Raw genomic sequence first — 22,971 nt, 5'->3', positions numbered from 1 at the left:
TCGACAGGCCGCCTGCGCCTGTCGATTGCCGGTGTGCTGGGTTGAGCGTCCGTTCGCGGGCGCTCAGCCAAGCACATCCGTTTTTCGCCCATCGCTGCCCGATCACTACCGAAACCCGCACAAGGATGCCACCCATGGTACAGAGCCCCACGCGTCTGCTTCGCCGTCTGAATCCCTATTGCGCCCAAGCCCTGAGCGACGCGGCGTCGCTGTGCCAGAGCCGGGCCCATGCGCACATCACCATCGAGCATTGGCTGCTCAAGCTGCTGGGGCAGGGCGAGGGCGACCTGACCGTCATCGCGCGCCGTCACGAATTGGACCTGGAGGCGCTTTGGTGTGGCTTGCTCAGCCACCTCGATAACCTGCCGCGCAGCGTCCAGGCCAAGCCGCAGCTATCGGAGCCGTTGCAACAGTTGATCAAGAATGCCTGGCTGCGCGCCTCGCTGGATGATGACAACGAGCGGCTGCGTTCCGCCCATCTGCTGGGGGCGTTGATGGACGCGCCCGGCCTGCTGGCCTGTGAAGCGGCCTGGCCCTTGCTCAGCCTTGGCGAGCCGCAGTTGCAGCGGTTGTCCGGGTTGCTGGATCACATCTCCGAAGAGCGTCCCGATGCGCAAGCGCTCGTCGTCGGGACGGACGGGGCGTTGAGCGAGTCTGCCGCCGACGCTACCGCGATGCCCGACGCACGGCGGGCGCTGTTGGACAGATTCACCCAGGACCTCACCGCCCGGGCCGGGGAAGGGCAGATCGATCCGGTGTTCGGTCGCGATGATGAAATACGCCAGGTCATCGACATCTTGAGTCGCCGACGCAAGAACAATCCGATCCTGGTGGGCGAGCCCGGCGTGGGCAAAACCGCGCTGGTCGAAGGGCTGGCGCTGCGCATCGCCCAAGGCGACGTGCCTGACAGCCTCAAGTCGGTCAGCGTGCGGGCGTTGGACTTGGGCTTGTTGCAGGCCGGTGCCGGGGTCAAAGGTGAGTTCGAACAGCGCCTCAAGAGCGTGATCGATGCGGTGCAGCACTCTGAAACCCCGATCCTGCTGTTTATCGATGAAGCCCATACGCTGATCGGCGCCGAGCAACCAGGCGGGGGGCGCGGATGCGGCAAACCTGCTCAAGCCCGCCTTGGCCCGTGGCGAGTTGCGCACCATCGCCGCCACCACCTGGAGTGAATACAAGCAATACTTCGAACGAGATGCGGCATTGGAGCGACGCTTCCAGCAGGTCAAGGTCGACGAGCCGGATGACGCCAATGCCTGCCTGATGTTGCGCGGGCTCAAGGCCCGGTATGCCAGCCACCACGGTGTGCACATCCAGGATGCGGCGGTGCAGGCTGCCGTCAGCCTGTCGCGGCGCTACCTCACGGGACGCCAGTTGCCGGACAAAGCCGTCGACCTGCTGGACACTGCCTGCGCACGGGTGCGCATGAGTGTCGATTGCGAACCCCAGGCGCTGGTCCGGATCAAGGCGCGACAAGTCGCCCTCGAACTGGAGCGCCAGGCCCTGGACGCGGACCAAGGCCTGGGCGGTAGCGTCGACACCGAACGGCTGATGCAAATCGCTGCGCAACACGCCGAGCTGGAACACGCTCGGGTCGAGCTGGAGTGTCAATACAGCCAAGTGCTTAAGTTGTCCCAACAGCTGCTCGACGCTCGCGAGGCCGAGCCCATGCAACGGGCCGAGTGCGCGCGGTTGCAGCGGCAACTGGATGCAATCCAGGGCAGGCAACCTTTGTTGTTCCTCGACGTCGATGCCCGCAGCGTGGCTGAAGTCATCGCTGATTGGACCGGTGTGCCCCTGGGCAGCCTGCTCAAGGATGAACAAACCAACCTGCTGGAGCTGGAACAACAATTGGCCGAGCGCGTCATTGGCCAAGCCCCGGCACTCAATGCGCTGGCCCAGCGCCTGCGGGCGGCGAAGACAGGGCTCACCGATGACAAGGGGCCCCTGGGCGTCTTCCTGTTGGTGGGCACCAGCGGCGTCGGCAAGACCGAAACCGCCCTGGCCCTGGCCGACAGCCTGTTCGGCGGGGAAAAAGCGCTCATCACGCTCAACCTTTCCGAATATCAGGAAGCCCACACTGTCAGTCAGCTCAAAGGCTCGCCGCCCGGTTACGTGGGGTATGGGCAGGGCGGTGTGCTGACCGAAGCCGTGCGCCAACGGCCTTACAGCGTCGTGCTGCTCGACGAGGTGGAAAAAGCCCACCACGACGTGCTCAACCTGTTCTACCAGGTGTTCGATCGCGGTTTCATGCGTGACGGGGAAGGGCGCGAGATCGACTTTCGCAACACCGTCATCCTCATGACCTCCAACCTGGGCAGCGACGCACTGCAAGCCTGTCTGCAGGGGCAACCCGACGCACCGGACAGCACGCTGCATGAACTCATGCGGCCGATCCTGCGCGAACACTTCCAGCCGGCCCTGCTGGCACGCTTCCAGACGCTCATCTATCGCCCGCTGCACGTCGACGCCCTGCAATGCATCGTCGCCATCAAGCTCGACCAGGTGGCCAAGCGTTTGCAGCGCCACTACGGCTTGGCCTGTGACATCGATGACGCCCTGAGCGAGGCCTTGGTTGCGGCTTGCCTGCTGCCCGACACCGGGGCGCGCAACATCGACAGCCTGCTCAACGAACAGATCCTGCCGGTGCTGAGCCAACAATTGCTGCAACGTCGGGCCGCGCAGTTGCGCACACGCGGGGTGCACCTGGGTTATTGCCAGGAGGAGGGGATTACCCTGCGCTTCGTCGATGGCGCAGACGCCGCCGAGACTGTCGTCAAGGAGCCTGCGCAATGAACATGCCCATGCCGACCTTCTTCGACCACAGCCGCCACACCCTGCGAATCTCGGGCCTCGACGCTCACCTCGACGTCCTGGCCTTCACCGGCGAGGAGCACCTGAGTCGTCCCTACCTCTACCGCATCGAATTCACCTGCACCGAGCGCGACCTGGCGGCCACCGACGTGCTCAACCGGTGGGGTTATTTCAACCTGTACGCCGTGCCGCCACCGCCGACGCCCAAGGGTTTCACGCCGCCGGTCATCAAGCCGTTGCGCGCCTTTCATGGGGTGATCTCAGGCTTCAAGCGCCTGTCCGGCTCCAACGACGAAGCCCGCTATGAAATCACCTTGCAACCGCGTTTCGCGCGGCTTGGGCGCGGCAAACAGTTTCGCATCTACCAGCAGCAGTCGGTGCCCGAGATCGTCGAGCACATCCTGCGCACGCGCCACGATTTTCGTGGCGAGGAGTTCTATTTCAACCTGGTGCGCCAGTACCCCCGGCGCGAACAGGTCATGCAATACGACGAGAGCGACCTGGCCTTCGTCGAGCGCCTGCTGGCCGAGGTCGGCATCTGGTACCGCGTCACCAGCGACGATCGCCTGAACATCGACGTGGTGGAATTTCACGACGACCAGCGGCACTACCAGCGCGGCGTCACGTTGCCGTGCCGCCCGCCGTCGGGCTTGTCCGCCGATGGGCAGGATGCCGTCTGGAACCTGCAGACCGCCCACCGGATGGTCGAGCAAAGCATCAGCTTTCGCGCCTACCATCACCGCGAGGCCCACGCCTTCCTGGACGGCGAAGTCGACCACACCCGAGGCGCCAAGGGCACCTACGGCGAGGCCTATCACTACGGCGAACCCTACACGGTGCTGGGCGAGCGCTACGCCCTGGACGAGGACCTGCAAAGCGAAAGCGGTTTCTTCTACGCCCGCCTGCGCCACGAGCTCTACCTCAACGACCAAACCCGCCTCAGCGGCACCACCAGCAGCGCCATCCTGGCCCCGGCGCAGCGCCTCGACATCACCGGCGGCCCGCCGAAGGCCTTCGAGTCCGGCGCGGTGATCGTCAGCCTGCGCACCGAAGCGGCCCGCGACCGCAGCTTCGTCGCCCACTTCCAAGCCATTCCCTACTCGGAAACCGTGTGCTTTCGCCCCGCGCTGCTGCCCAAGCCGCGCATGAGCGGCACCATCCCCGCCCGCGTCAGCCACCCGGTCGTCAACCCGCCGTACGCCGACCTCGACTTCGAAGGCCGCTACAAAGTGCGCTTCCTGTTCGACCGCGACACCTGGCAACCCGGCCGCGAAAGCGCCTGGCTGCGCCTGGCCCGACCCTACGGCGGCGACACCCACGGCCTGCACCTCCCGCTGCAGGCCGGCACCGAAGTGGCGATCGCCTTCGAACACGGCGACCCCGACCGCCCCTACATCGCCCACGCCCTGCACGATGACCGCCACCCCGACCCGGTCACCGCCCGCAACGAACGCCGCAACGTCCTGCGCACCCCGACCAACAACAAACTGCGCCTGGACGACACCCGCGGCCAGGAGCACATCAAGCTCAGCACCGAACACAGCGGCAAGAGCCAGTTGAACCTGGGGCATCTGGTGGACGCCGCGCGCAAGAAACGTGGGGAAGGGTTTGAGTTGCGCACCGATGGCTGGGGGGCGATTCGGGGTGGCAGGGGGGTGTTTATCAGTGCGGATGAGCAGCCCCGCGCCCAAGGCCAGGTGCTCGATATGAGCGAGGCGACAGGTCGCTTGCAACAGGCCGCCGATCAGTTGGAAAGCCTTTCCAATGACGCGCAGGCGAGTCGGGCCGACCCCGCCGACGTGCAGGCGCAACTGGCCTTGCTCAGGCAAGACCTCGAACAGCTCAAGACTTCCGTCCTGCTGCTCAGCGCTCCGCAAGGCATCGCGCTGACCAGCGGCAAGCACCTGCAACTCGCTGCGCAACACAACCTGATGCTCAACGCGGGCGGCCAAGCCGACCTCAGCGTGGTCAAGCGCCTTTTTGTCGGCGTGGGCCAAGGGCTGAGCCTGTTCGTGCGCAAGCTGGGGCTCAAGTTGATTGCCAACCAGGGGCCGGTGATCGTGCAAGCGCAGAACGACAAGCTGGAACTGATGGCGCGTCATGGGCTGGACATCAGCAGCACCGAGGACGAGATCCGCATCGTCGCGAAAAAGAAAATCACCCTTAACGCAGGCGGCAGCTACATCACCCTGGATGAGGGCCTCATCGAGTCGGGGACGCTGGGGGATTTTGTCGTCAGGTCAGCGAATTTCGAATATGTGCAAGGCGCTGCCAGCATGAAGGCCGCACACCCGGACTACCCGCAGCGCTTGTTCAAACAACCGCTGCGCCTGCGCCTACCGCAAACGCCCAATGCATCGGGTCAAGGTTGGGCGGGCATGCCTTACACACTCAAGGCCGATGGCATACCGGTCCAGCAAGGCGTACTCGATGGCAGTGGGCAACTCATGATCGACCATCAAGTCGTCACCCGTGGCTACCGACTGACGTTGGTCAACGGCGTGAGCTACCAATTGCCGGTGCCCACCGAGTACCGCAACGCCGAGCAGGCGCACTTGGCCAATAGTGGTCTGCATAACCACCCCGTACAGACCAATGCCGAAGTGACTGTGCCCTCTGCGCACACGGACCACCGTGCGCTATACGCCGTCCTGACGAATGACCCCAACCATAACAAGGAAGAGACAGAGCAATGATGCAACCCGACATCGTGGTACCCATTTGCTTAAAGTACACCAACGAAGCCGTCTGCACCCCGCCCTGGTACGTCCACAACACTGAATACCATCCGGTGATCGCCAGCTATCAAGCGCTGGTCAATGGCGAGGAAACCTTCACCGCCGTGCACCAGGCCATTGCCCAGGCCCAAAAGAGCATCGACATCATCTGCTGGGGCTTCCAGCCGTCGATGTATTTCATCCGCGACGGCATGGCGCCGAGCATTGGCGAACTGCTCATGGCCAAGGCCCGGGAAGGCGTCGAGGTACGGTTGCTGGGCTGGGAAATGCCGTTCAATACCGCCGGCTTTGGCGGTGAGGCCAATTTGCCCGGCAAGGGCTCGATCCGCCTCATGGACCGGGTGATGCAACGCACCACCGAAGAACAATACGCCTTTGATCGCCAATGGTTTGCGACGTGCGCAGTCGCGGACCACGAGGCCGCGCAACGCACCGCCAGCGGACTGCCAGTGTTTGTCAGTCGCGGCTTCAACCTGGATGAAAGGGGGGAGATCGCCCATTGGGTGAAATACGCGAGCCTCGACAGCGAAATCAGCACCAAGATGCGCCAAACGCTGAGATGGACGGCCACCCACCACCAGAAAAGCGTGCTGGTCGACTATGAGTTACCGGACTGCGCGGTCGGTTTCATCATGGGCCACAACATGCTCGACGAGTACTGGGACACGGACAAGCATTCGGCACTGAACCGAAGCCAGGACAGCAAACCCGCCCCCAACCGTGGCCCACGCGGCGATACGCCGCGCCAGGACATTTCCTGCCGGCTCAGCGGGCCGATCCTGGAACACCTGCATCACAACTTCGCCGCTGCCTGGCGCAAGGAAACCGGCGAAGACCTGCTCGCCTCGCGCCAATCCATGAAGGTCGGGCCGCAACTGCGCACCCACGGCATGCCGCAAATGGCGCAGATCCTGCGCACCCAACCCCAGGCGGGCAAGCGCGACATCGAGCGGCTCTACATGCAAGCCGTCAACAACGCGACGCAGTTCATCTACATCGAAAACCAGTATTTCCGCTGGCCACCGCTGGCCGAGTTCATCAAGTCGGTCGCCGCCACCCAGACCCAGGGCGGGCGCGATCCCGGCCTGCACGGCGCATTGCACCTGTTCGTGATCACCAACGCCACCGACGATGGCATCGGCGCCGGCACCGTGAACACCCAGCGCATGCTCGAAAGCCTCGGGCGCGCCAACACCATCCCCGGCGTTACCAAGCTGCGGCGCATTCAAAAAATGGAAAAGGAATTCCCGCCCATGCCCCGCGCCGACCCGAAGGACCGTATCGGCCAAATGGAACAGGCCCAATGGAAGGCCGAGCTCGAACGCAAAAAACAGGAGATCCTCGACAGCACCGTTGTGCCCGAGGAAATACCCGGCTTGAAGGTGCACATATGCTCCCTGGTCGCCCCCGATTCACCGGCGGGCAAACCCTGGATGCCGGTGTACATCCACTCCAAGTTGATGATCATCAACGACGTATTCACCACCCATGGCTCGGCCAACATCAACACCCGGAGCATGCAGGTGGATAGCGAGCTGAACATTGCCCATGAATGGGAGAGCGTGACCCAGAAGTTGCGGCGGCGGTTGTGGGATCTGCATACGGATAAGAAGGGGGCGCAGGATGATGCGGGGGAAGCGTTTAAGGCTTGGCAGGAGATCATCGATAGAAACAAAAAACTTCAAACAGATAAGCGAGACGGGACGCCTTACGCCCCCTTAGTCGAGTTTTATTACGACAAAGCCATCTTGAAGGACCTCGATTGATGCGCCGGACTCTTGTGCTGTCCTGCCTGTTGCTGGTCGCTTGTGGCACCGGCGGCAGTTTTAATTTCCCAAAGAAGGACCCTTCCGTGAAGCCTTTAACCGAGATCAAGGCCAAGCTGGCCTTTACCTGCAAACACGAAACGATCCCTGCACCGTCCGCCGAGAGTGATGTGCTGTTCCAATACGCGCGCTGGTTGCAAAAGAACAACCAGCTCAAGCAGGACAAAACCGCTGACCTAGAGATTGAGCGGCTGTATCGCATCGCCGCCGAGAACGGCCATTACAAGGCCAATATCAATTTGCAGAACGGTGCTATGCGCGGTCGTTTCGAGCTGAGTGGCGCCCAACACTTGCGCATGAGCCAAATCTTGATCGACGCAGGTGTGGCGACCGGTTACTACTTCGTCGGGATTTTTCTGCAACAGGGCTCCGCGGGCCTGCATGAGGATGCTGACATGTCTTTACGTTACTTCCGTAAAGCAGCCGATGAGGGCAACGCCCAGGCTCAATATCTTGTTGGCGACAAGTTGGCACCCAGCGACATTGCGCCGGACCTCGCCCGGCAGATGCGCCGCTGTGCCGCCAAACAAGGCCAAGGAAGGGCAGCCTCCATGGAGTCAATCTACCTGCAAGATGAGGGGAAATATGATGAAGCGTTGGAAGTTTTGCAGTTAGGCGTTGCCGCAGGTGACGAAAGCGCGGCGGGCCGTCTATGGGAGGCATTTCGCACCCCTTCCAACATTAATGAGATGTACTACCTCGGCCAACAAGAAGACCTCGAACGCGCCGAACGCTACAAAACCATCTGGCGAATCCTGGCAAACTACTCCTACGCCAACCCCACCGTCCCCGAAATCAACGAAATCCTCCCCCTGCCACCCGCCAAGCTGCCTGAATGGGACGGCAAACTCCAATGGCTCGAAGCCCGCCTGGCCAATGTCCCACCGCAGAAGCCCAGCGAAGCGCTGATCAGCGAGCTGGCCGAGGCCAAAGGTCTCGAACCCGCCACCGGCAAACCCACGCCGAGCTCACCTGCGTTCATCACGATCCCCCAACCCGCACCGACCTGCCACAGCGGCCAGGCCTGCCCGCATACCGGCTACTGGATCGCCGGCGCTTACGACGTCATCCGTCGCTTCGAACAGGGCGAGATCCTGCCAACGCTAAACGTACGTAAGTGGGAGAGCCGTTTCCTGCTCCCGGATCGGGTGACGGTTGGCCCAGAAAAGGTTGAGTGGATGTTCCATGGATGATCTGCGGTTTTTGCGTAACAGGCATGCGGCATGGAAGGCCATCCACCGACCGTGCTGTGTCGAGCTTTATTACGAAAGCCACATTCCTCAAGGACTTCAAATGATGCGCTGGATCCTCCTGCTGCCCTGCCTGCTGCTCGTCGCTTGCAGCAACAGTGGCACTTTTAATGTCACCAAGAAGGACCCTTCCGTGAAGCCTTTAACCGAGATCGAAGCCAAGCTGGCCTTCACCTGCAAACACGAAACGATCCCAGCCCCCTCCGCCGAAAGCGATGTGCTGTTTCAATACGCGCGCTGGTTGCAAAAGAACAACCAGCTCAAGCAGGACAAAACCGTTGATCTAGAGATTGAGCGGCTGTATCGCATCGCCGCCGAGAACGGCCATTACAAAGCCAATATCAATCTGCAGAACGGTGCCATGCGTGGTCGTTTCGAGCTCAGTGGGGCCCAGCACTTGCGTATGAGCCAAATCTTGATCGACGCAGGTGTGGCGACGGGTTACTACTTTGTCGGAATTTTCCTGCAACAGGGCTCGGCGGGTCTGCATCAGGACCCGGAGATGTCGTTGCGCTACTTCCGCAAAGCAGCCGATGAGGGCAACGCCCAGGCTCAGTATCTTGTTGGAGACAAGTTGGCACCCAGCGACATTGCGCCGGACGTCGCCCGGCAGATGCGCCGCTGTGCCGCCGAGCAGGGCAGTGGCAAGGCAGCAGTCATTCTGGGTATCTACCTTAAAGACGAGGGCCGGTACCAAGAGGCGCTTGAAATACTCCAGATGGGGATCGCCGCGGGGGACGAAAGTGCTGCGGGCCGTTTGGAGGACGCATTTCGCGGACCTCTAGCCTCCAATCAGCTGGACTACCTCGGCCAACAAGAAGACCTCGAACGCGCCGAGCGCTACAAAGCAATCTGGCGAATCCTGGCGAGGTATTCCTACGCCAACCCCACCGTTCCCGAAATCAACGAAATTCTCCCCCTGCCACCCGCCGAGCTGCCCGAGTGGGACGGCAAGCTGCAATGGCTCGAAGCCCGCCTGGCCAACGTCCCACCGCAAAAACCCAGCGAAGCGCTGATCAGCGAGCTGGCCGAGGCCAAAGGTCTCGAACCCGCCACCGGCAAACCCACGCCGAGCTCACCTGCGTTCATCACGATCCCCCAACCCGCACCGACCTGCCACAGCGGCCAGGCCTGCCCGCATACCGGTTATTGGATCGCCGGCGCGTACGACGTCATCCGTCGCTTCGAACAGGGCGAGATCCTGCCAACGCTAAACGTACGTAAGTGGGGGAGCCGTTTCCTGCTCCCGGATCGGGTGACGGTTGGCCCAGAAAAGGTTGAGTGGATGTTCCATGGATGATCTGCGGTTTTTGCGTAACAGACATGCGGCATGGAAGGCCATCCACCGACCGTGCTGTGTCGAGCTTTATTACGAAAGCCACATTCCACAAGGAATTCAAATGATGCGCTGGATCCTCCTGCTGCCCTGCCTGCTGCTCGTCGCTTGCAGCAACAGTGGCACTTTTAACGTCACCAAGAAGGACCCTTTCGTGGAGCCTTTAACCGAGTTCGAGGCCAAGCTGGCCTTCACCTGCCAACACGAAACGATCCCAGCCCCCTCCGCTAAGAGCGACGTGCTGTTTCAGTACGCGCGCTGGTTGCAAAAGAACAACCAGCTAAAACAGGACAAAACCATTGATCTAGAGATCGAGCGGCTGTATCGCATCGCCTCAGAGAACGGCCATTTCAAAGCCAATATCAATCTGCAAAACGGCGCCATGCGCGGTCGTTTCGAACTCAGTGGCGCCCAGCACTTGCGCATGAGCCAAATCTTGATCGACGCAGGTGTAGCAACGGGTTACTACTTCGTCGGGATTTTCCTGCAACAAGGCTCGGCGGGTCTGCATGAAGACGCTGACATGTCTTTACGTTACTTCCGTAAAGCAGCCGATGAGGGCAACGCTCAGGCCCAGTACCTCGTAGGGGAAAAACTCGAGGCCATTGATGCCGCGCCGGAAATAGCGATACAAATGTATCGTTGCGCCGCCGAGCAAGGTCATGGTAAGGCCGCTGTTACGCTGGGCGTTTATCTTAAACACAAGGGGGAGTATCAACAGGCGCTTGAGGTATTTCAGAAGGGTGTCGTCGCAGGTCACGAAAGCGCTGCCGGGCGTTTGGAGGACGCATTTCGCGGACCTCTTCCTTCCAATCAGCTGGACTACCTCGGCCAACTGGAAGACCTCGAACGCGCCGAACGCTACGAAACAATCTGGCGAATCCTGGCGAACTACTCCTACGCCAACCCCACCGTCCCCGAAATCAACGAAATCCTCCCCCTGCCACCCGCCAAGCTGCCTGAATGGGACGGCAAACTCCAATGGCTCGAAGCCCGCCTGGCCAACGTCCCACCGCAGAAACCCAGCGAGGCGCTGATCCGCGAACTGGCTGAGGCCAAGGGTCTCGAACCCGCCACCGGCAAACCCACAGCCGATTCACCCGCCTTCATCAGGGCCGAGCAACCCTCGACAACCTGTCAAAGCGGCCAGGCCTGCCCGCAAATCGGCTACTGGATCGTCGCCGGGAACGCCGTCATCCGCCGCTTCGAAGAGGGCGAGACCCTGCCGACGCTGAACGTGCGTCACCGCGAGCACCGTTTCCTGCTCCCTGACCGGGTGACAGTCGGCCCAGAAAAGGTGGGTTGGATATTTTATGGATGACTTAGCAAACGCTGTTTGTGGTTGAGACCCAAAAAGGCATCAGTCAACTGGACTGTGCCGAACTCTGCCCATGGACGGGCTTTTTTGAACAAGGAAAGCGACATGAAAAACATCATCCGAATCGGCGACAAAACAACCGGAGGCGGTACCGTCCAATCAGGCTCAACCGTCATGAAATTCGGCGGCGTCGGGGTCGCTCGGGAAGGCGATCCAGTGGACTGCCCGATTCCAGGTCACGGCCGGACGGTCATCGCCGAAGGTCACCCTACATTTAAAGACAATGGTGTGCCGATGGCTTTTGACGGTCATCGTTGCGCCTGTGGTTGTGCGCTGATTTCGTCGATGCCTGGCGCGGGGGCACGTTGATCATGCCGGTCCGAATGGATGACGTCCCGGCCTTGGCGCCCAGGCCTGCGCGCCCCCGCGCCTGGCGGTGGCTCGGGTTATTGGCGTTTTGTTTGCTGCTAGGTGCTGGGGGCATGGTGTCGTTCGCCCCTGAAGCGTTACATCAGAGGCCTGAGGTTTTCTGGAGCCTGACCTTGGGTGTGCCCTTGCTGGGGTGGTGTGCCCTGGGGGGCGGGCGGGCGTTGCTGTATCTCGGCGAACGAGCGGTGGCCGATGGCTGGGATCAGGCACGCGAAGAGGATTTGATCCAGAAAACCCGTCAGGGACGTCGCTTTCTACGGGTGCTGAATGTCGACCTGCACACCGCCCTGCGCGTCCCAGGCGAAGAACCAGCGGTGCAACTGGAGGCTTTGCAGAGCGGCATCAAGGTGCAGAGGGTGCAACCTTCGAGGCTCGCCTCGTCGTCATGCCACAGCCGTCTACCGGGCGATGCGGTTGAAGAGCTCGAACCGGTGTTGCTGCATACGTTGCAACAGTTGCTTGGCGAGCTGGCCCCCACCTTGGCGCAACTGCCTGCCCATACACCGTTGGCGTTGTTGTTGGAGGGCGATAGCGGCTTGTCGGGCCCAGCGTGGGATCGGACATGGGCGCAGGCATGGCAAGCGTCCGCCATCCGCCAGGTGCCGGTCTCCCTCGAAGGCGATGGTTTGCATGTGTTGGACCATTGGCTCGACCAGCGCTTTGATGAGCGGACCGTGTTGCTGGTCATCGCGTTTCAATTAGCGCCGCGACAACCGGAAGGCACGGCGGAAGTGGTGGCCGGTTTGCTCCTGGGCAACCCCCTGGCGCAAACGATCTTGGCGCCGATCGCGTTTCTTCATCGCCCGGAACAGGAGCGGCAACCTTGTTCCGACGCATTGCGCGATGCCGCAACGCAGGCGCTTGCCTGGGTACCGTTGGAGGCTGAGTCGATCCAGCATGTCTGGCGAGCAGGTGTGAATGCACAACGTCATGCAGCCCTGACCAGCGTTTCAACCCAACTAGCGATACCGATGGAGCATGAACAAGGACTTCGTGATTTGGACGCGGTGCTGGGGAATCCTGGCAAAGCCTCGCCATGGCTGGCGATTGTCGCGGCGACGCAAGCCATTCAGGTGGGCGCGGGGGCGCAGTTCATTTTTAGCGGCAATGGTTGCGCTGACTCCAGGCTTTGGAACATGGCGTTGACGCCTGCGCCTTCATTATCGGAATAGGACATTCGAATGCAGATGCGAAGTTTTATAGTCGTGTGGGCGGTGGCCAGCGGTCTGTTGCTGATCAACGCGATCATGGGCGCCATGGTGTGGCGTTACCCCCAATGGCTGGGCATTCAGGCTGGCAGCGACCATCAGGCACTCTGGTTGCTGGGCATATCCGCAATGGCCCTGCTATCGGTGTTGTTCCTGGGCGTTTTCCATTTTCTAGGCAATGTGATGGGACGTTCGGCTTATCGAACGTATCAGACGGACAATGGCCCGACTGTCGATAAGGTCGAACCCCACTCGGTAAACGAAGAAGCATCGAGCGGATTGCGCGAGCACCTACGCTTCCAATACGGCCCCCTCTGGCGCCACAAAGTCCGTCTCCTGCTCATCGTCGGCGAACCCACCGAAATCACCGCCATCGCCCCGCATCTGGCGAAGAAGAAATGGCTCGAAGGCCAGCGCACTGTGCTGCTCTGGGGCGGCAGCCTCCAAGAGAACCTGGCAAACCCATTGCTGGATCATTGGCTTGGCTTACGCCGCTGGCGCGCTTTGGACGGAGTGGTCTGGGCACTGACCCCAGAGCAAAGCGCCGATGCAGTGCCGCTGGCCAAGGGCATGCGCCATTTGCAGGGGCTGGCTCGTCGGATGCGGCGGCAGGTGCCGTTGCACCTGTGGCAGGTGTGTGAGGCGACGTGGTCGCAGGAAGGTCGCGAGCGTCAGCCGGTGGGTTGTCTGCTGCCGGCCAAGGTCACGCCGGCGACGCTGGAGGATTGTCTGCAGGAATTGGTCGAGCCTTTGCGTCACCAGGGCATCGTGCAGATGAAGGTCAAGAAGCAGCTGCACCACGATTTTCTGCTGCGCCTGTCGCGGGATTTGCAGGCCGATGGCATTGCCCGTTGGCGCCAGGCGCTGGCGCCGTCGTTGAGTGGGTTCAATCCAGGGGTGAGGCTGCGTGGGCTGTGGTTCAGCCAGCCGCTGCGCGAGATCCGGAGCGCTGAAGATGAGCATTTCTGGTGGCCGGATCCGGTGTGGCAGGGCGTGCAGCGCGACAAGGCGGTCGGCGCGCGACTGGGCTGGGGCGCGCCGCGGGTCGCTTACGCCCTGTTCCTGGGGTTGGCCGTGGTGTGGGGCGTGGGAATGACGCTGTCTTTTATGAGCAATCGGGCGCAGATCGTTCAGGTGCAGGCGGTGTTGGCGGGGCTGGACGCGTCGTCGCGGGCCGATGAGCAATTGCTCGCCTTCAACGAGCTGGTCCACGTGCTGGCGCGCCTGGATCACCGTGCCGTGGCCGGTGCGCCATGGCATCAACGCTTTGGCTTGAACCGCAATCCCGTCCTGCTTGAAATGCTCTGGCCGCGTTACGTCGAGGCCAATCATCGCCTGGTGCGCGACCCGGCGGCGGCGCGCTTGCGCGAGCAATTGCAGGCGTTGGTCAAGCTGGCGCCGGGCAGTGCCGAGCGGGTCGAGCGCTCGGCGGTTGCCTACGATCAGCTCAAGGCGTACCTGATGATGGCGCGCCCGGAAAAAGCCGAGGCGGAGCTTCTGGTCAAGACGCTCGCCCATGTCGAACCCACCCGGGAAGAGGTTGCCCCCGCGCTCTGGCGAACGCTGGCGCCCGGCTTCTGGCAGTTCTACGCCGAGCAATTGCCAGCGCACCCCGACTGGCGCATCGAGGCCGACCCTCGGCTGGTGGCGCAGGTACGCCAGGCCTTGCTCGATCAACTGGGCCAGCGCAACGCCGAAGCCAGCCTGTATCAACAGGTCCTGGACGACGTGGGCCAGCATTATTCGGCCCTGGGCCTGGCGCAGATGGTTGGCGACACCGAGGCCGCCGGGCTGTTTTCCAGCAAGGCCAGCGTGCCGGGGGTGTTCACGCGCCAGGCCTGGGAGGGCCAGGTGCGCCAGGCCATCGACGACATCGCGCAGGCGCGGCGTGAGGAAATCGATTGGGTGCTCAGCGACAAACCCGGCGAGGTCGATCCCCGGTTGACGCCGGACGAGCTGAAGGCGCGCCTGACCGAACGCTATTTCCAGGACTACGCCAGCGCCTGGCTCGGGTTTCTCAACAGCCTGCGCGCCCGCCAACCGAAAAACCTGGAGGGGGTGATCGAGCAACTGACGCTGATGAGCGACGTGCGTCAGTCGCCGCTGATCGCGTTGATCAATACCCTGGCCTATCAAGGCCAGGCCGGCAGCCGCGCGCCGGCCTTGGGCGACTCGCTGATGAAGTCCGCGCACAAGCTGATCGGGCCGGACAAGGCGCCGGTGATCGATCAACTCGTGGAATTGCCCGGTGGACCGCTGGACGCCACCTTCGGACCGTTGTTGACCCTGATGGGCAAGGGCGCCGAAGACCGAAACGCCAGCGACCATCTGAGCCTGCAGGCCTACCTCACCCAAGTGACCCGCGTGCGCCTGAAGCTGCAACAGATCAGCACCGCCACCGACCCCATGGAAATGACCCAGGCGCTGGCGCAGACGGTGTTCCAGGGTCGCGGCATCGACCTGACCGACACCCAGTCCTACGGCCGATTGATGGCCGCCAGCCTCGGCGCGCAATGGGCCGGCGTTGGCGAGACGCTGTTCGTCCAGCCGCTGGATCAGGCCTGGCAGCGAGTGCTGCAACCGTCGGCGGCGGGCCTCAACAGCCAGTGGCAGCGCTCGATCGTCGAGCATTGGAACGCGGCCTTCGCCGGACGCTATCCGTTTGCCGCGACGGCCAGCGATGCGTCACTGCCGATGCTGGGGCAGATGATCCGCGCCGACACGGGGCGCATCGAGCGCTTCCTGCACAGCCAGTTGAGCGGCGTGCTGCGCAAGGAAGGCAACCGCTGGGTGGCCGATCCGCGTCATGGCCGTGGCTTGCGGGTCAATCCGCAGTTCCTGACGGCAATCAACCAACTCGGCGACTTGGCCGACGTGCTCTTCACCGACGGCGGCCTGGGCCTGAGTTTCGAGCTGAGCGGCAAAGGCGTGCGCGATGTGGTGCAGACCACCTTCATCCTCAACGGTGAAAAACACGAGTACTTCAACCAGAAGGAACGCTGGCAGCGCTTCGGCTGGCCGGGGCGCAGCGACTATCCCGGGGTCAGCCTGACCTGGACCAGCGTCCACACCGGCGAGCGGTTGTTCGCCGACTACGCCGGCACCTGGGGGCTGATCCGCTTGCTGGAACAGGCCAGGTTCACGCCACTGGACGATGGCGACAGCCGCTACCGCATGGTGCTCAAGGCCCCCGATGGCCTGGGCCTGACCTGGCACCTGCGCACCGAGCTCGATGCCGGGCCGATGACGCTGCTGAAGTTGCGCGGGTTCAAGTTGCCGGGGCGGATATTCCTCGCTGACGGCGGGGCAGAGGCGTCCCATGCGCGCAAAGAGGTTTTCGAATGAGCCTGCAAAGCTTGATCACCCGTTGCCTCGGAAAGCGCGACGCGGTGGCCGTTGCCCGTGAACAGGCCGCACGTTGGCAGCCCTGGTTGCAACCGATCAGCGAGGCGTCACCCGTCGGCGACGACCCTGGCTATGACGATGACTTCCAGCGTATGCGCGAAGAGGTCGACAAGTTGTCCGGTGCCGATGCCGAGCGAGTAGCCCAGCTGGCTGAAAAGCTGCTGACCCGGACCTGCAAGGATCTGCGCGTGGTCACCTATTACGTGTGGGCGCGCTTGCACCGGGACGGTGAGGCGGGGCTGGCCGACGGTCTGTGCCTGCTGGCGGCTTTGGTGGAGCGGTTCGCTGACAGCGTACTGCTCGGCGCGCGCCACCAGTCGCAAGGTGGCGCTGCAATGGCTGGCCGGCGCCAAGGTGCTGGACACCCTGTCGCTGTACCCGGAGGTGGTCAAGGCCGAGGCCGAGCGCACTGCCGCAGCGTTGGCCTGGCTGGAGCAGGGGCTGGAGGCTTGGCCGGAAGATCAACGTCCTTGCCTTGGCGCGCTGCATGCCGCGCTGTCTGCCCGCCTGGCTCAATCCGGCGGTGTGGAGGCGGTGGTGCCGCAGAATGCGGCCAGCCAGGAATCGAATGCCCAGGCAGGCACGCCGACCGTTCCAGCGATCAAGTCCGGTCGGGATCTGTTGGACCATGGCCGGGCCTTGGCCGGTTATTTGCGCGATCAACCCCACGGCTGGCTGGCAGGCCATCGACTGATGAAAAGCCTGCGTTGGGACACGGTGCATCAGGCGCCGCCCGAGGACGCCGACGGCAATACCCGGCTGACGCCGCCGAGGGCGGATTATCGGGCGCAGCTCAAGCGTTTGTACCTGCAACAGGCTTGGCGGCAGTTGCTTGATCAGGTCGAGCGGATCTATGCCGAGGGCGTGAACCATTTCTGGTTGGACTTGCAGTGGTACGCGTACCAGGCCTTGAGTAAACAACCTGCGCCACAGGATGGTTGGGCGGACGTCGTTCAGCGTGACTTGGGCATGTTCCTCGAGCGGTTGCCGGGGATCGAGCTGCTGCGCTGGAGCGACGGCACGCCCTTCGCCGATGAGGCCACCCGTGAATGGATCGCCCAACACGTCAGCGGCAATGGCCCTGGGCAATGGCTGCCGGCTCCATCGTCGACGCATGGCATCGGCGATGCCGACATCTTGTCGTGGGAGGGTGAAGCCTTGGCGCAGGCCGACAGGGAAGGGGTCGAGCCCGCACTGGCCTGGCTGGCGGCGCGTCCGGACATTCAGGGTGGGCGGCAACGTTGGCTGTTGCGTCTGCTGATGGCGCGGGTCGCCGAACAGTTCGGCAAGACCGATCTGGCGATCCACCTGCTGGGGGAGCTGGACGCCGCCGTTCAACACCACGATCTGCGCGGGTGGGAGCCCGAGCTGTATTTCGAAGTCAAGGCTCGTCTGCTCAAGCTGCTGCGCCTCAAAGCCCAACGCAATGACACCGACAAACCCGCCCTGGCTCGACGCATGGAAACCTTGCTGGCGGCGCTCGTAGCCATCGATCCGGTACGTGCCGCCGTGCTGTGCGGCTGACCCTCATTGATCAGGATGCTTTATGAACATGGACAATCTGACACTGCGCTATTTCGACGCCGAAATGCGCTACCTGCGCGAGGCCGGCAAGGAATTCGCCGAGGCGTTCCCGGACCGTGCGGCGCTTCTCAACCTGGACAAGCCGGGGGCGCAGGACCCCTATGTGGAGCGACTGTTCGAGGGCTTTGCGTTCCTGATGGGGCGCCTGCGGGAAAAGCTCGACGATGATCTGCCGGAGCTGACCGAAGGCCTGGTGAGCCTGTTGTGGCCGCATTATTTGCGGACCATTCCGTCGCTGTCGATCATCGAGCTGGTGCCCGATCTTGCCCAGATCAAACGCAGCGAACGGATCGCCCGGGGGTTCGAGATCCTCTCGCAACCCATCGGGCCGCAGCGCACCTGCTGCCGCTATACCACCACGCAAGACGTGACGTTGCAGCCGCTGGCGTTGGCGTCGGTGGCGCGTGACCACGAACCGGATGGTCGCTCGCTGCTGCGCTTGCGCTTTGCCCGCAGCGAATCCGTTCCCTGGGCAGAGATCGACCTGAGTCGCCTGCCGTTGTACTTGAATGCCGATGCACCGCTGGCCAGCGCGCTGCACCAAGCCCTGACCTTGAACCGGCAGGCTATGTACGTGCGCGTCGCGGAGCAGCCTGGCCGCACGCCTTTGGATGGTTACTTCGCGGCCAAGGGCTTTGCCGACGAGGATCGGCTGTGGCCCAAGGGCGACAGCGCCTTCAGTGGTTATCAGTTGCTGCTGGAATATTTCACGTTCCGGGAAAAATTCATGTTCGTCACCCTCTGCGGCTTGGATCAACTGGTGATTGAACCCAGTGCGCCCTGGTTCGACCTCGAAGTGGTACTGCGTGAACCCTGGCCCCATGCTTTTGACCTGAGCGCCGAACACATCCGCCTGCACGCGGTGCCGGTGATCAATCTGTTTGTGCTGGAGGCCGATCCGCTGGAGCTGGACCCTTTGCAAACCGATTACCTGCTGCGTCCGATGCGCTTGCAGGACGGCCATCTGGAAATCTATTCGGTGGACGAGGTCACCGCCTCAAAGGAAGAACAGCGCCTGGACTACGTGCCGTTCAGCAGCTTTCGCCACAAGGGCGGCATGCTGCGTGACGAAGCGCCGGAACGTTATTTCCATACTCGCTTGAAGCGCGCCGCCAATGGCTTGCACGACACCTGGTTGATCCTCGGTGGCGAAGGTTTCGACGAGGATCGGCTGCTGCGGCCCGATAAACGCTTGTCGCTGCGACTGACCGGCACCCACGGCCAACTGCCGCGCAAAGCGTTGCAGAGCACGGTGCTCGATACGGCGGTGCAGCTCACCCAGTTCGGCCTGCGGGTGCGCAACCTGTGTGCCCCGACGTTGCCCTGCTATCCGCCAAATCGCGACCGTTTTCATTGGCGCATCCTCAGCCACCTGGGCTCGAATTTCCTGCCGATGCTCGACAGTGCCGAGGTGTTGCGCGGGACGTTGGCGTTGTACGACTGGACGGGCAGCGAGCTGAACCGGCGTCGGCTGGCGGCGATCGTCGAGGTAAGTCATCACCTGGTCCAGCGCTTCGAAAAGGGCTTCCTGCTGCGTGGGGTGGATATCGAAATCACCCTGGACACCAACGGATTCGCGGGGGAGGGCGATATCAGTCTGTTCGGCGAGATGCTCAACCGCTTCTTTGCGCTCTACGCGGACGTCCATCTTTACACCCAGCTCACGCTGGTCCTTCAACCTACTGGAGCGTGCCTGCGATGGAGCGAGAATCACAGCCAGCGTATTCCCGGTTGAACACCGGCGGTTTGCTGAGCACAGTGCAGGAGCGGGTGGCCGAGGCCAGCCTGTACCGTTTTTGCCAGTTGCTGGAACAAGCGCTGCCCGGAAATCCTCTGCTGGGTAGCACCGCGCGTCCGGCGGACGATCCGGTGCGTTTTCGGCCCGATCCCGGCATGGGCTTCCCAGCCGGCGAGCTGAAAGCGATCGAACTCGATCCGGAGAATCCGGGGCGTCCGGCGACCGTACGCACTCGTGTGCTGGGGTTATACGGCGTCGACTCGCCGTTGCCGACTGCGTTCCTCGATGACATCGCCCAACGCCGGGAAGGGCATGAGGCGCTGGAGGCCTTCCTCGACATTTTCAATCACCGGATATTTACCCAGTTCTACCGGATCTGGCGCAAGTATTCCTACCCGGCCACGTTCGCAGCAGGCGGCACCGATGCGACGTCGCAATGCCTGCTGGGCCTGATCGGGCTGGGCATTCCCGGAAGCACGCGACGGGTCGCGACGCCCATTTCGCGTTTCCTTGCGTTGCTCGGCGTCATGCGCCTGCCGACCCGCAACGCCGAAGGCATCGAGGCGTTGGTCAAGCTGCTGGCGCGCAAGACCCAGGCGCGAATCAGCCCGCACTGGCCGCAGAAAATTCCTTTGGCGCATCCGGCCAGCCTTTGCCCGTCCCGTCCGGTCACCTTGTCCGAAGGCACGCCGCTGGGCAATGTCGGGCGGGACGTCAACAGCCAGTTGCACCTGATGCTTTGCACCGATGACGCGAAGGAGGCCAACGACTGGTTGCCTGGCGGAGCGCTGCACAGCGACTTGCTGGTACTGCTGCGGGTGTACCTGGGATGGCGTTGCAGCGCGACGCTGCAATTGACGGTCGCGCTGAGCAGCCTGCCGACCCCGGTCCTGGGCAATCCCCGGATTCGATTGGGCATGACCGGTGTGCTGGGCTTGGGCACAGACACCTGGCGGGCGAAAGAACACGAAACCCTCACGATCAATCTGGGCCGTTATCAAGGCCTCTCGATCCATTCTCGGAACAGGGAAACACAGCATGTCTCGTACCCTTTTTAATCTATCGATACTGGCAGTGATCGCCACTGCACTGGACGGGTGTGGGTTGACCCAGACCGTCACACAAGGCACTGCGTCCGCCGCCGAGACGATTTTCCATAAGCAAGTGAAGACCCTGCACCTGGACTTCAACGCGCGCACGGCCCTCAACACCGACGTTGCGGACATGAATGCGCTGTCGTTGCCAACCCTGGTCCGCGTGTACCAATTGCGCGATGGCAAAGCGCTGGACCGGGCGACTTACGAGGGGCTGGTGAGGGGTGACGAGCGGCTGCTCGACGGCGCATTGCTGGACAGGCGAGCCGTGGTGGTGAAACCCGGAGCAGGGGCACAGTTGAGCGTGCCGATGAATCCGCAGGCGAGAGTCGTCGCGCTGGTGGGCTTGTTTCGCAATCCCGATGCTCAACCCGACACCTGGCGCCTGCTGCTGACACGCGATGACCTGGACCCGGATCGGGCACGGCTCATCGAGATGGGAGACAACCAACTGACCTTGCGTCCCTTGGCGAAGGAATAAGCCATGACCGAGCCCAACCCCTCGCTCTACGAAATGTTGCTGCAAAACTTCGACGGAGAACTGGATGTGCATCGCGTCAGCGAGCAGGACCAGCACACGCTGTCGGTCCTGGACAACCTCCAACGCATCCTCAATTGCCGGGCGGGCGCACTCAGTCATTTGCCGGACTACGGACTGCCGGATATGGGCACGGTTCTGCAGGGGTTGCCAGCAACGGCGCATACCTTGATGAAGACCATGACCGACACCTTGCTCAAATACGAACCACGGTTGACGGAGCTCGCCATCGAACTGTTACCCCAGGTGCTGCCGGGGCATCTGGAATGTGCGCTGGACGTGCAGTTGAAAGGCGGGCGGCGGGTGAGTTTCGGGACCACCGTGGGGCCGGAGGGCAAAGTCCTTGTGCGTCACCTGACGCGGCAGAACTACTTTTCGACGCCTGGAATGGATCACCCAAGGGGCGGGCGATGAGCGCGTTGTTCGAGGTGCATGTTCGACTCGGCGGCGATCCGCGCGGTTATGCTGAGTTCGTCGCCCTGCGCGGTGAATTGGCGAAGCTGGGCCATAGCGCCTGTCCCGACGTGGATTGGCAGAAAGTGGAGCAGTTGTGCCTTGTGCTACTGCAATTGAACGGGGCAGAACTGCAGACCGTGTGCTTTTATGCGCTGGCGCGGGGGCAGCGTCACGGTTTGGATGGCATGGTCGAAGGCATGAGATTGCTCAAGACTCTCTGTGGCCAATGGTCCAGTCTTTGGCCGGCGTCGGTCTCCGTTCGCCTGGAGATGCTCGGGTGGTTGTTTGCCCAACTGCAAACGCTGCTGCGCAGCTGGGCGCTGTCGACCAACAACCTGCGCGCATTGCTTGAGTTGGATAATGCGCTTACCGACCTCAGTGAACGGTTGCCCTGCCAGGCGCCCGTACCGTTGACCACGCTGCAGGCCCTGCGACTGCAGGTCACGCACCTCATCCAGCGCTTGGAACGGAGCGACTTCGGCACCGAAACGGCATTGCTCCCCGTCCGGGTGGCGGAACCGGCATTGATGATGCCGATCGTGCTCGTGCCGCCGCCCGATACGACAAGCGGCAAACGACGATTGTTGCCATGGCTGTGCACCGCGGCGCTTCTGCTTGCCGTCGCCGCTGGGGTTGCCGGGTGGTGGAAGGGCGCGCAGACGGACGTCGCCTGGCCCGATCCGGTGCGCCTGGACAGCCTGTCGCTGTTCGACGCCGGCGAGCGCGGAGCTCAAGCCTAGCTCGACCTCTGTCCTGGTCAAGGCCCTGGTCGACATCAAGGCCCAGCCAGGCTGGTTGATCATCATTGCCGGGCATACCGATGCCACAGGTTCATCTGAGCAGAATCTCCGGCTCTCCCATGCCCGGGCGTCCGCGGTACGCGACTGGATGCAGAGCGTGGGCAGCATTCCCGCCGATTGTTTTGCCGTGCAGGGCTTTGCCGCCCATCAACCCATCGCAGGAAACGATACCGAGGCCGGGCGAATCGCCAATCGACGTGTCGACATCAGCCTGGTGCCGCAAGCAGGAGCTTGTGAGCTTCCAGCAAACCGCAGGCCAGAGAGGCTCCTTTGAAATTCCTCCTTAAGAACCGCAAGGATGTGCCGATACAGCGCGGTAGATCCGATTGTGCGGGCACTGCAGTAGTGTCCAAGAAAAGATATTCCAGGCGTTTGCGCGCCTGTGCCCTTTTGATTTTTTCCAGGTTTGACCCTAATCGGACCTCAGGGAATGAACC

The 22,971-nt window shown here is 62.5% G+C and carries 16 protein-coding genes and 1 pseudogene; all 17 read left to right on the top strand.

Annotated features, from left to right (window positions below; translation table 11 throughout):
• The first annotated feature begins 134 nt into the window (after positions 1 to 134).
• Complete coding sequence (locus AB4N42_RS19035; protein WP_460115171.1) at positions 135 to 1,172, top strand: AAA family ATPase; 1,038 nt, start codon at positions 135 to 137, stop codon at positions 1,170 to 1,172.
• Positions 1,126 to 2,796 (top strand): AAA family ATPase, encoded by a 1,671-nt coding sequence (locus AB4N42_RS19030; RefSeq protein ID WP_460115170.1) that lies wholly within the window; start codon positions 1,126 to 1,128, stop codon positions 2,794 to 2,796. Before AB4N42_RS19035 ends, AB4N42_RS19030 begins: the two co-directional genes overlap by 47 nt.
• Positions 2,793 to 5,510 carry a type VI secretion system Vgr family protein gene (locus tag AB4N42_RS19025; RefSeq protein WP_460115169.1) on the top strand — a complete coding sequence of 906 codons (2,718 nt, stop codon included), beginning with the start codon at positions 2,793 to 2,795 and terminating at the stop codon, positions 5,508 to 5,510. Before AB4N42_RS19030 ends, AB4N42_RS19025 begins: the two co-directional genes overlap by 4 nt.
• Entirely contained in the window at positions 5,507 to 7,318 is a 1,812-nt protein-coding gene (locus AB4N42_RS19020; RefSeq protein WP_460115168.1) for a phospholipase D-like domain-containing protein, read from the top strand. The genes AB4N42_RS19025 and AB4N42_RS19020 overlap by 4 nt, the downstream gene beginning before the upstream one ends.
• On the top strand, positions 7,318 to 8,571 hold the full coding sequence (locus AB4N42_RS19015) for an SEL1-like repeat protein (RefSeq protein WP_460115167.1): 1,254 nt from the start codon (positions 7,318 to 7,320) through the stop codon (positions 8,569 to 8,571). The genes AB4N42_RS19020 and AB4N42_RS19015 overlap by 1 nt, the downstream gene beginning before the upstream one ends.
• A 103-nt stretch (positions 8,572 to 8,674) precedes the next feature.
• Entirely contained in the window at positions 8,675 to 9,928 is a 1,254-nt protein-coding gene (locus AB4N42_RS19010; protein WP_460116407.1) for an SEL1-like repeat protein, read from the top strand.
• Positions 9,921 to 11,285, top strand: a complete 1,365-nt coding sequence (locus AB4N42_RS19005; RefSeq protein ID WP_460115166.1) for an SEL1-like repeat protein — start codon at positions 9,921 to 9,923, stop codon at positions 11,283 to 11,285. Before AB4N42_RS19010 ends, AB4N42_RS19005 begins: the two co-directional genes overlap by 8 nt.
• Positions 11,286 to 11,387: 102 nt before the next feature.
• Positions 11,388 to 11,651, top strand: a complete 264-nt coding sequence (locus tag AB4N42_RS19000; RefSeq protein ID WP_460115165.1) for a PAAR domain-containing protein — start codon at positions 11,388 to 11,390, stop codon at positions 11,649 to 11,651.
• A 113-nt stretch (positions 11,652 to 11,764) separates the two neighbouring features.
• Positions 11,765 to 12,883 carry a hypothetical protein gene (locus tag AB4N42_RS18995; RefSeq protein WP_460115164.1) on the top strand — a complete coding sequence of 373 codons (1,119 nt, stop codon included), beginning with the start codon at positions 11,765 to 11,767 and terminating at the stop codon, positions 12,881 to 12,883.
• A 9-nt stretch (positions 12,884 to 12,892) separates the two neighbouring features.
• Positions 12,893 to 16,264: an ImcF-related family protein gene (locus tag AB4N42_RS18990; RefSeq protein WP_460115163.1), complete on the top strand. Its 3,372-nt coding sequence runs from the start codon at positions 12,893 to 12,895 to the stop codon at positions 16,262 to 16,264.
• A pseudogene (gene tssA, locus AB4N42_RS18985) lies at positions 16,261 to 17,848 on the top strand (type VI secretion system protein TssA). Before AB4N42_RS18990 ends, tssA begins: the two are co-directional and overlap by 4 nt.
• A 22-nt stretch (positions 17,849 to 17,870) precedes the next feature.
• Positions 17,871 to 19,643 carry a type VI secretion system baseplate subunit TssF gene (gene tssF, locus AB4N42_RS18980; protein ID WP_460115162.1) on the top strand — a complete coding sequence of 591 codons (1,773 nt, stop codon included), beginning with the start codon at positions 17,871 to 17,873 and terminating at the stop codon, positions 19,641 to 19,643.
• Positions 19,607 to 20,704, top strand: coding sequence for a type VI secretion system baseplate subunit TssG (gene tssG / locus AB4N42_RS18975; RefSeq protein ID WP_460115161.1), 1,098 nt, complete (start codon positions 19,607 to 19,609; stop codon positions 20,702 to 20,704). Before tssF ends, tssG begins: the two co-directional genes overlap by 37 nt.
• Positions 20,685 to 21,221 (top strand): type VI secretion system lipoprotein TssJ, encoded by a 537-nt coding sequence (gene tssJ / locus AB4N42_RS18970; protein WP_460115160.1) that lies wholly within the window; start codon positions 20,685 to 20,687, stop codon positions 21,219 to 21,221. Before tssG ends, tssJ begins: the two co-directional genes overlap by 20 nt.
• Before the next feature lie 3 nt (positions 21,222 to 21,224).
• Positions 21,225 to 21,692 (top strand): type VI secretion system baseplate subunit TssE, encoded by a 468-nt coding sequence (tssE, locus tag AB4N42_RS18965; RefSeq protein WP_460115159.1) that lies wholly within the window; start codon positions 21,225 to 21,227, stop codon positions 21,690 to 21,692.
• On the top strand, positions 21,689 to 22,474 hold the full coding sequence (locus tag AB4N42_RS18960; RefSeq protein WP_460115158.1) for a type VI secretion system ImpA family N-terminal domain-containing protein: 786 nt from the start codon (positions 21,689 to 21,691) through the stop codon (positions 22,472 to 22,474). Before tssE ends, AB4N42_RS18960 begins: the two co-directional genes overlap by 4 nt.
• Positions 22,368 to 22,808: an OmpA family protein gene (locus AB4N42_RS18955; protein WP_460116406.1), complete on the top strand. Its 441-nt coding sequence runs from the start codon at positions 22,368 to 22,370 to the stop codon at positions 22,806 to 22,808. The genes AB4N42_RS18960 and AB4N42_RS18955 overlap by 107 nt, the downstream gene beginning before the upstream one ends.
• Positions 22,809 to 22,971: the final 163 nt, after the last annotated feature.

Source organism: Pseudomonas sp. H2_D02 (assembly GCF_054677635.1).
This window is presented reverse-complemented; position numbering and strand designations above follow the sequence as displayed.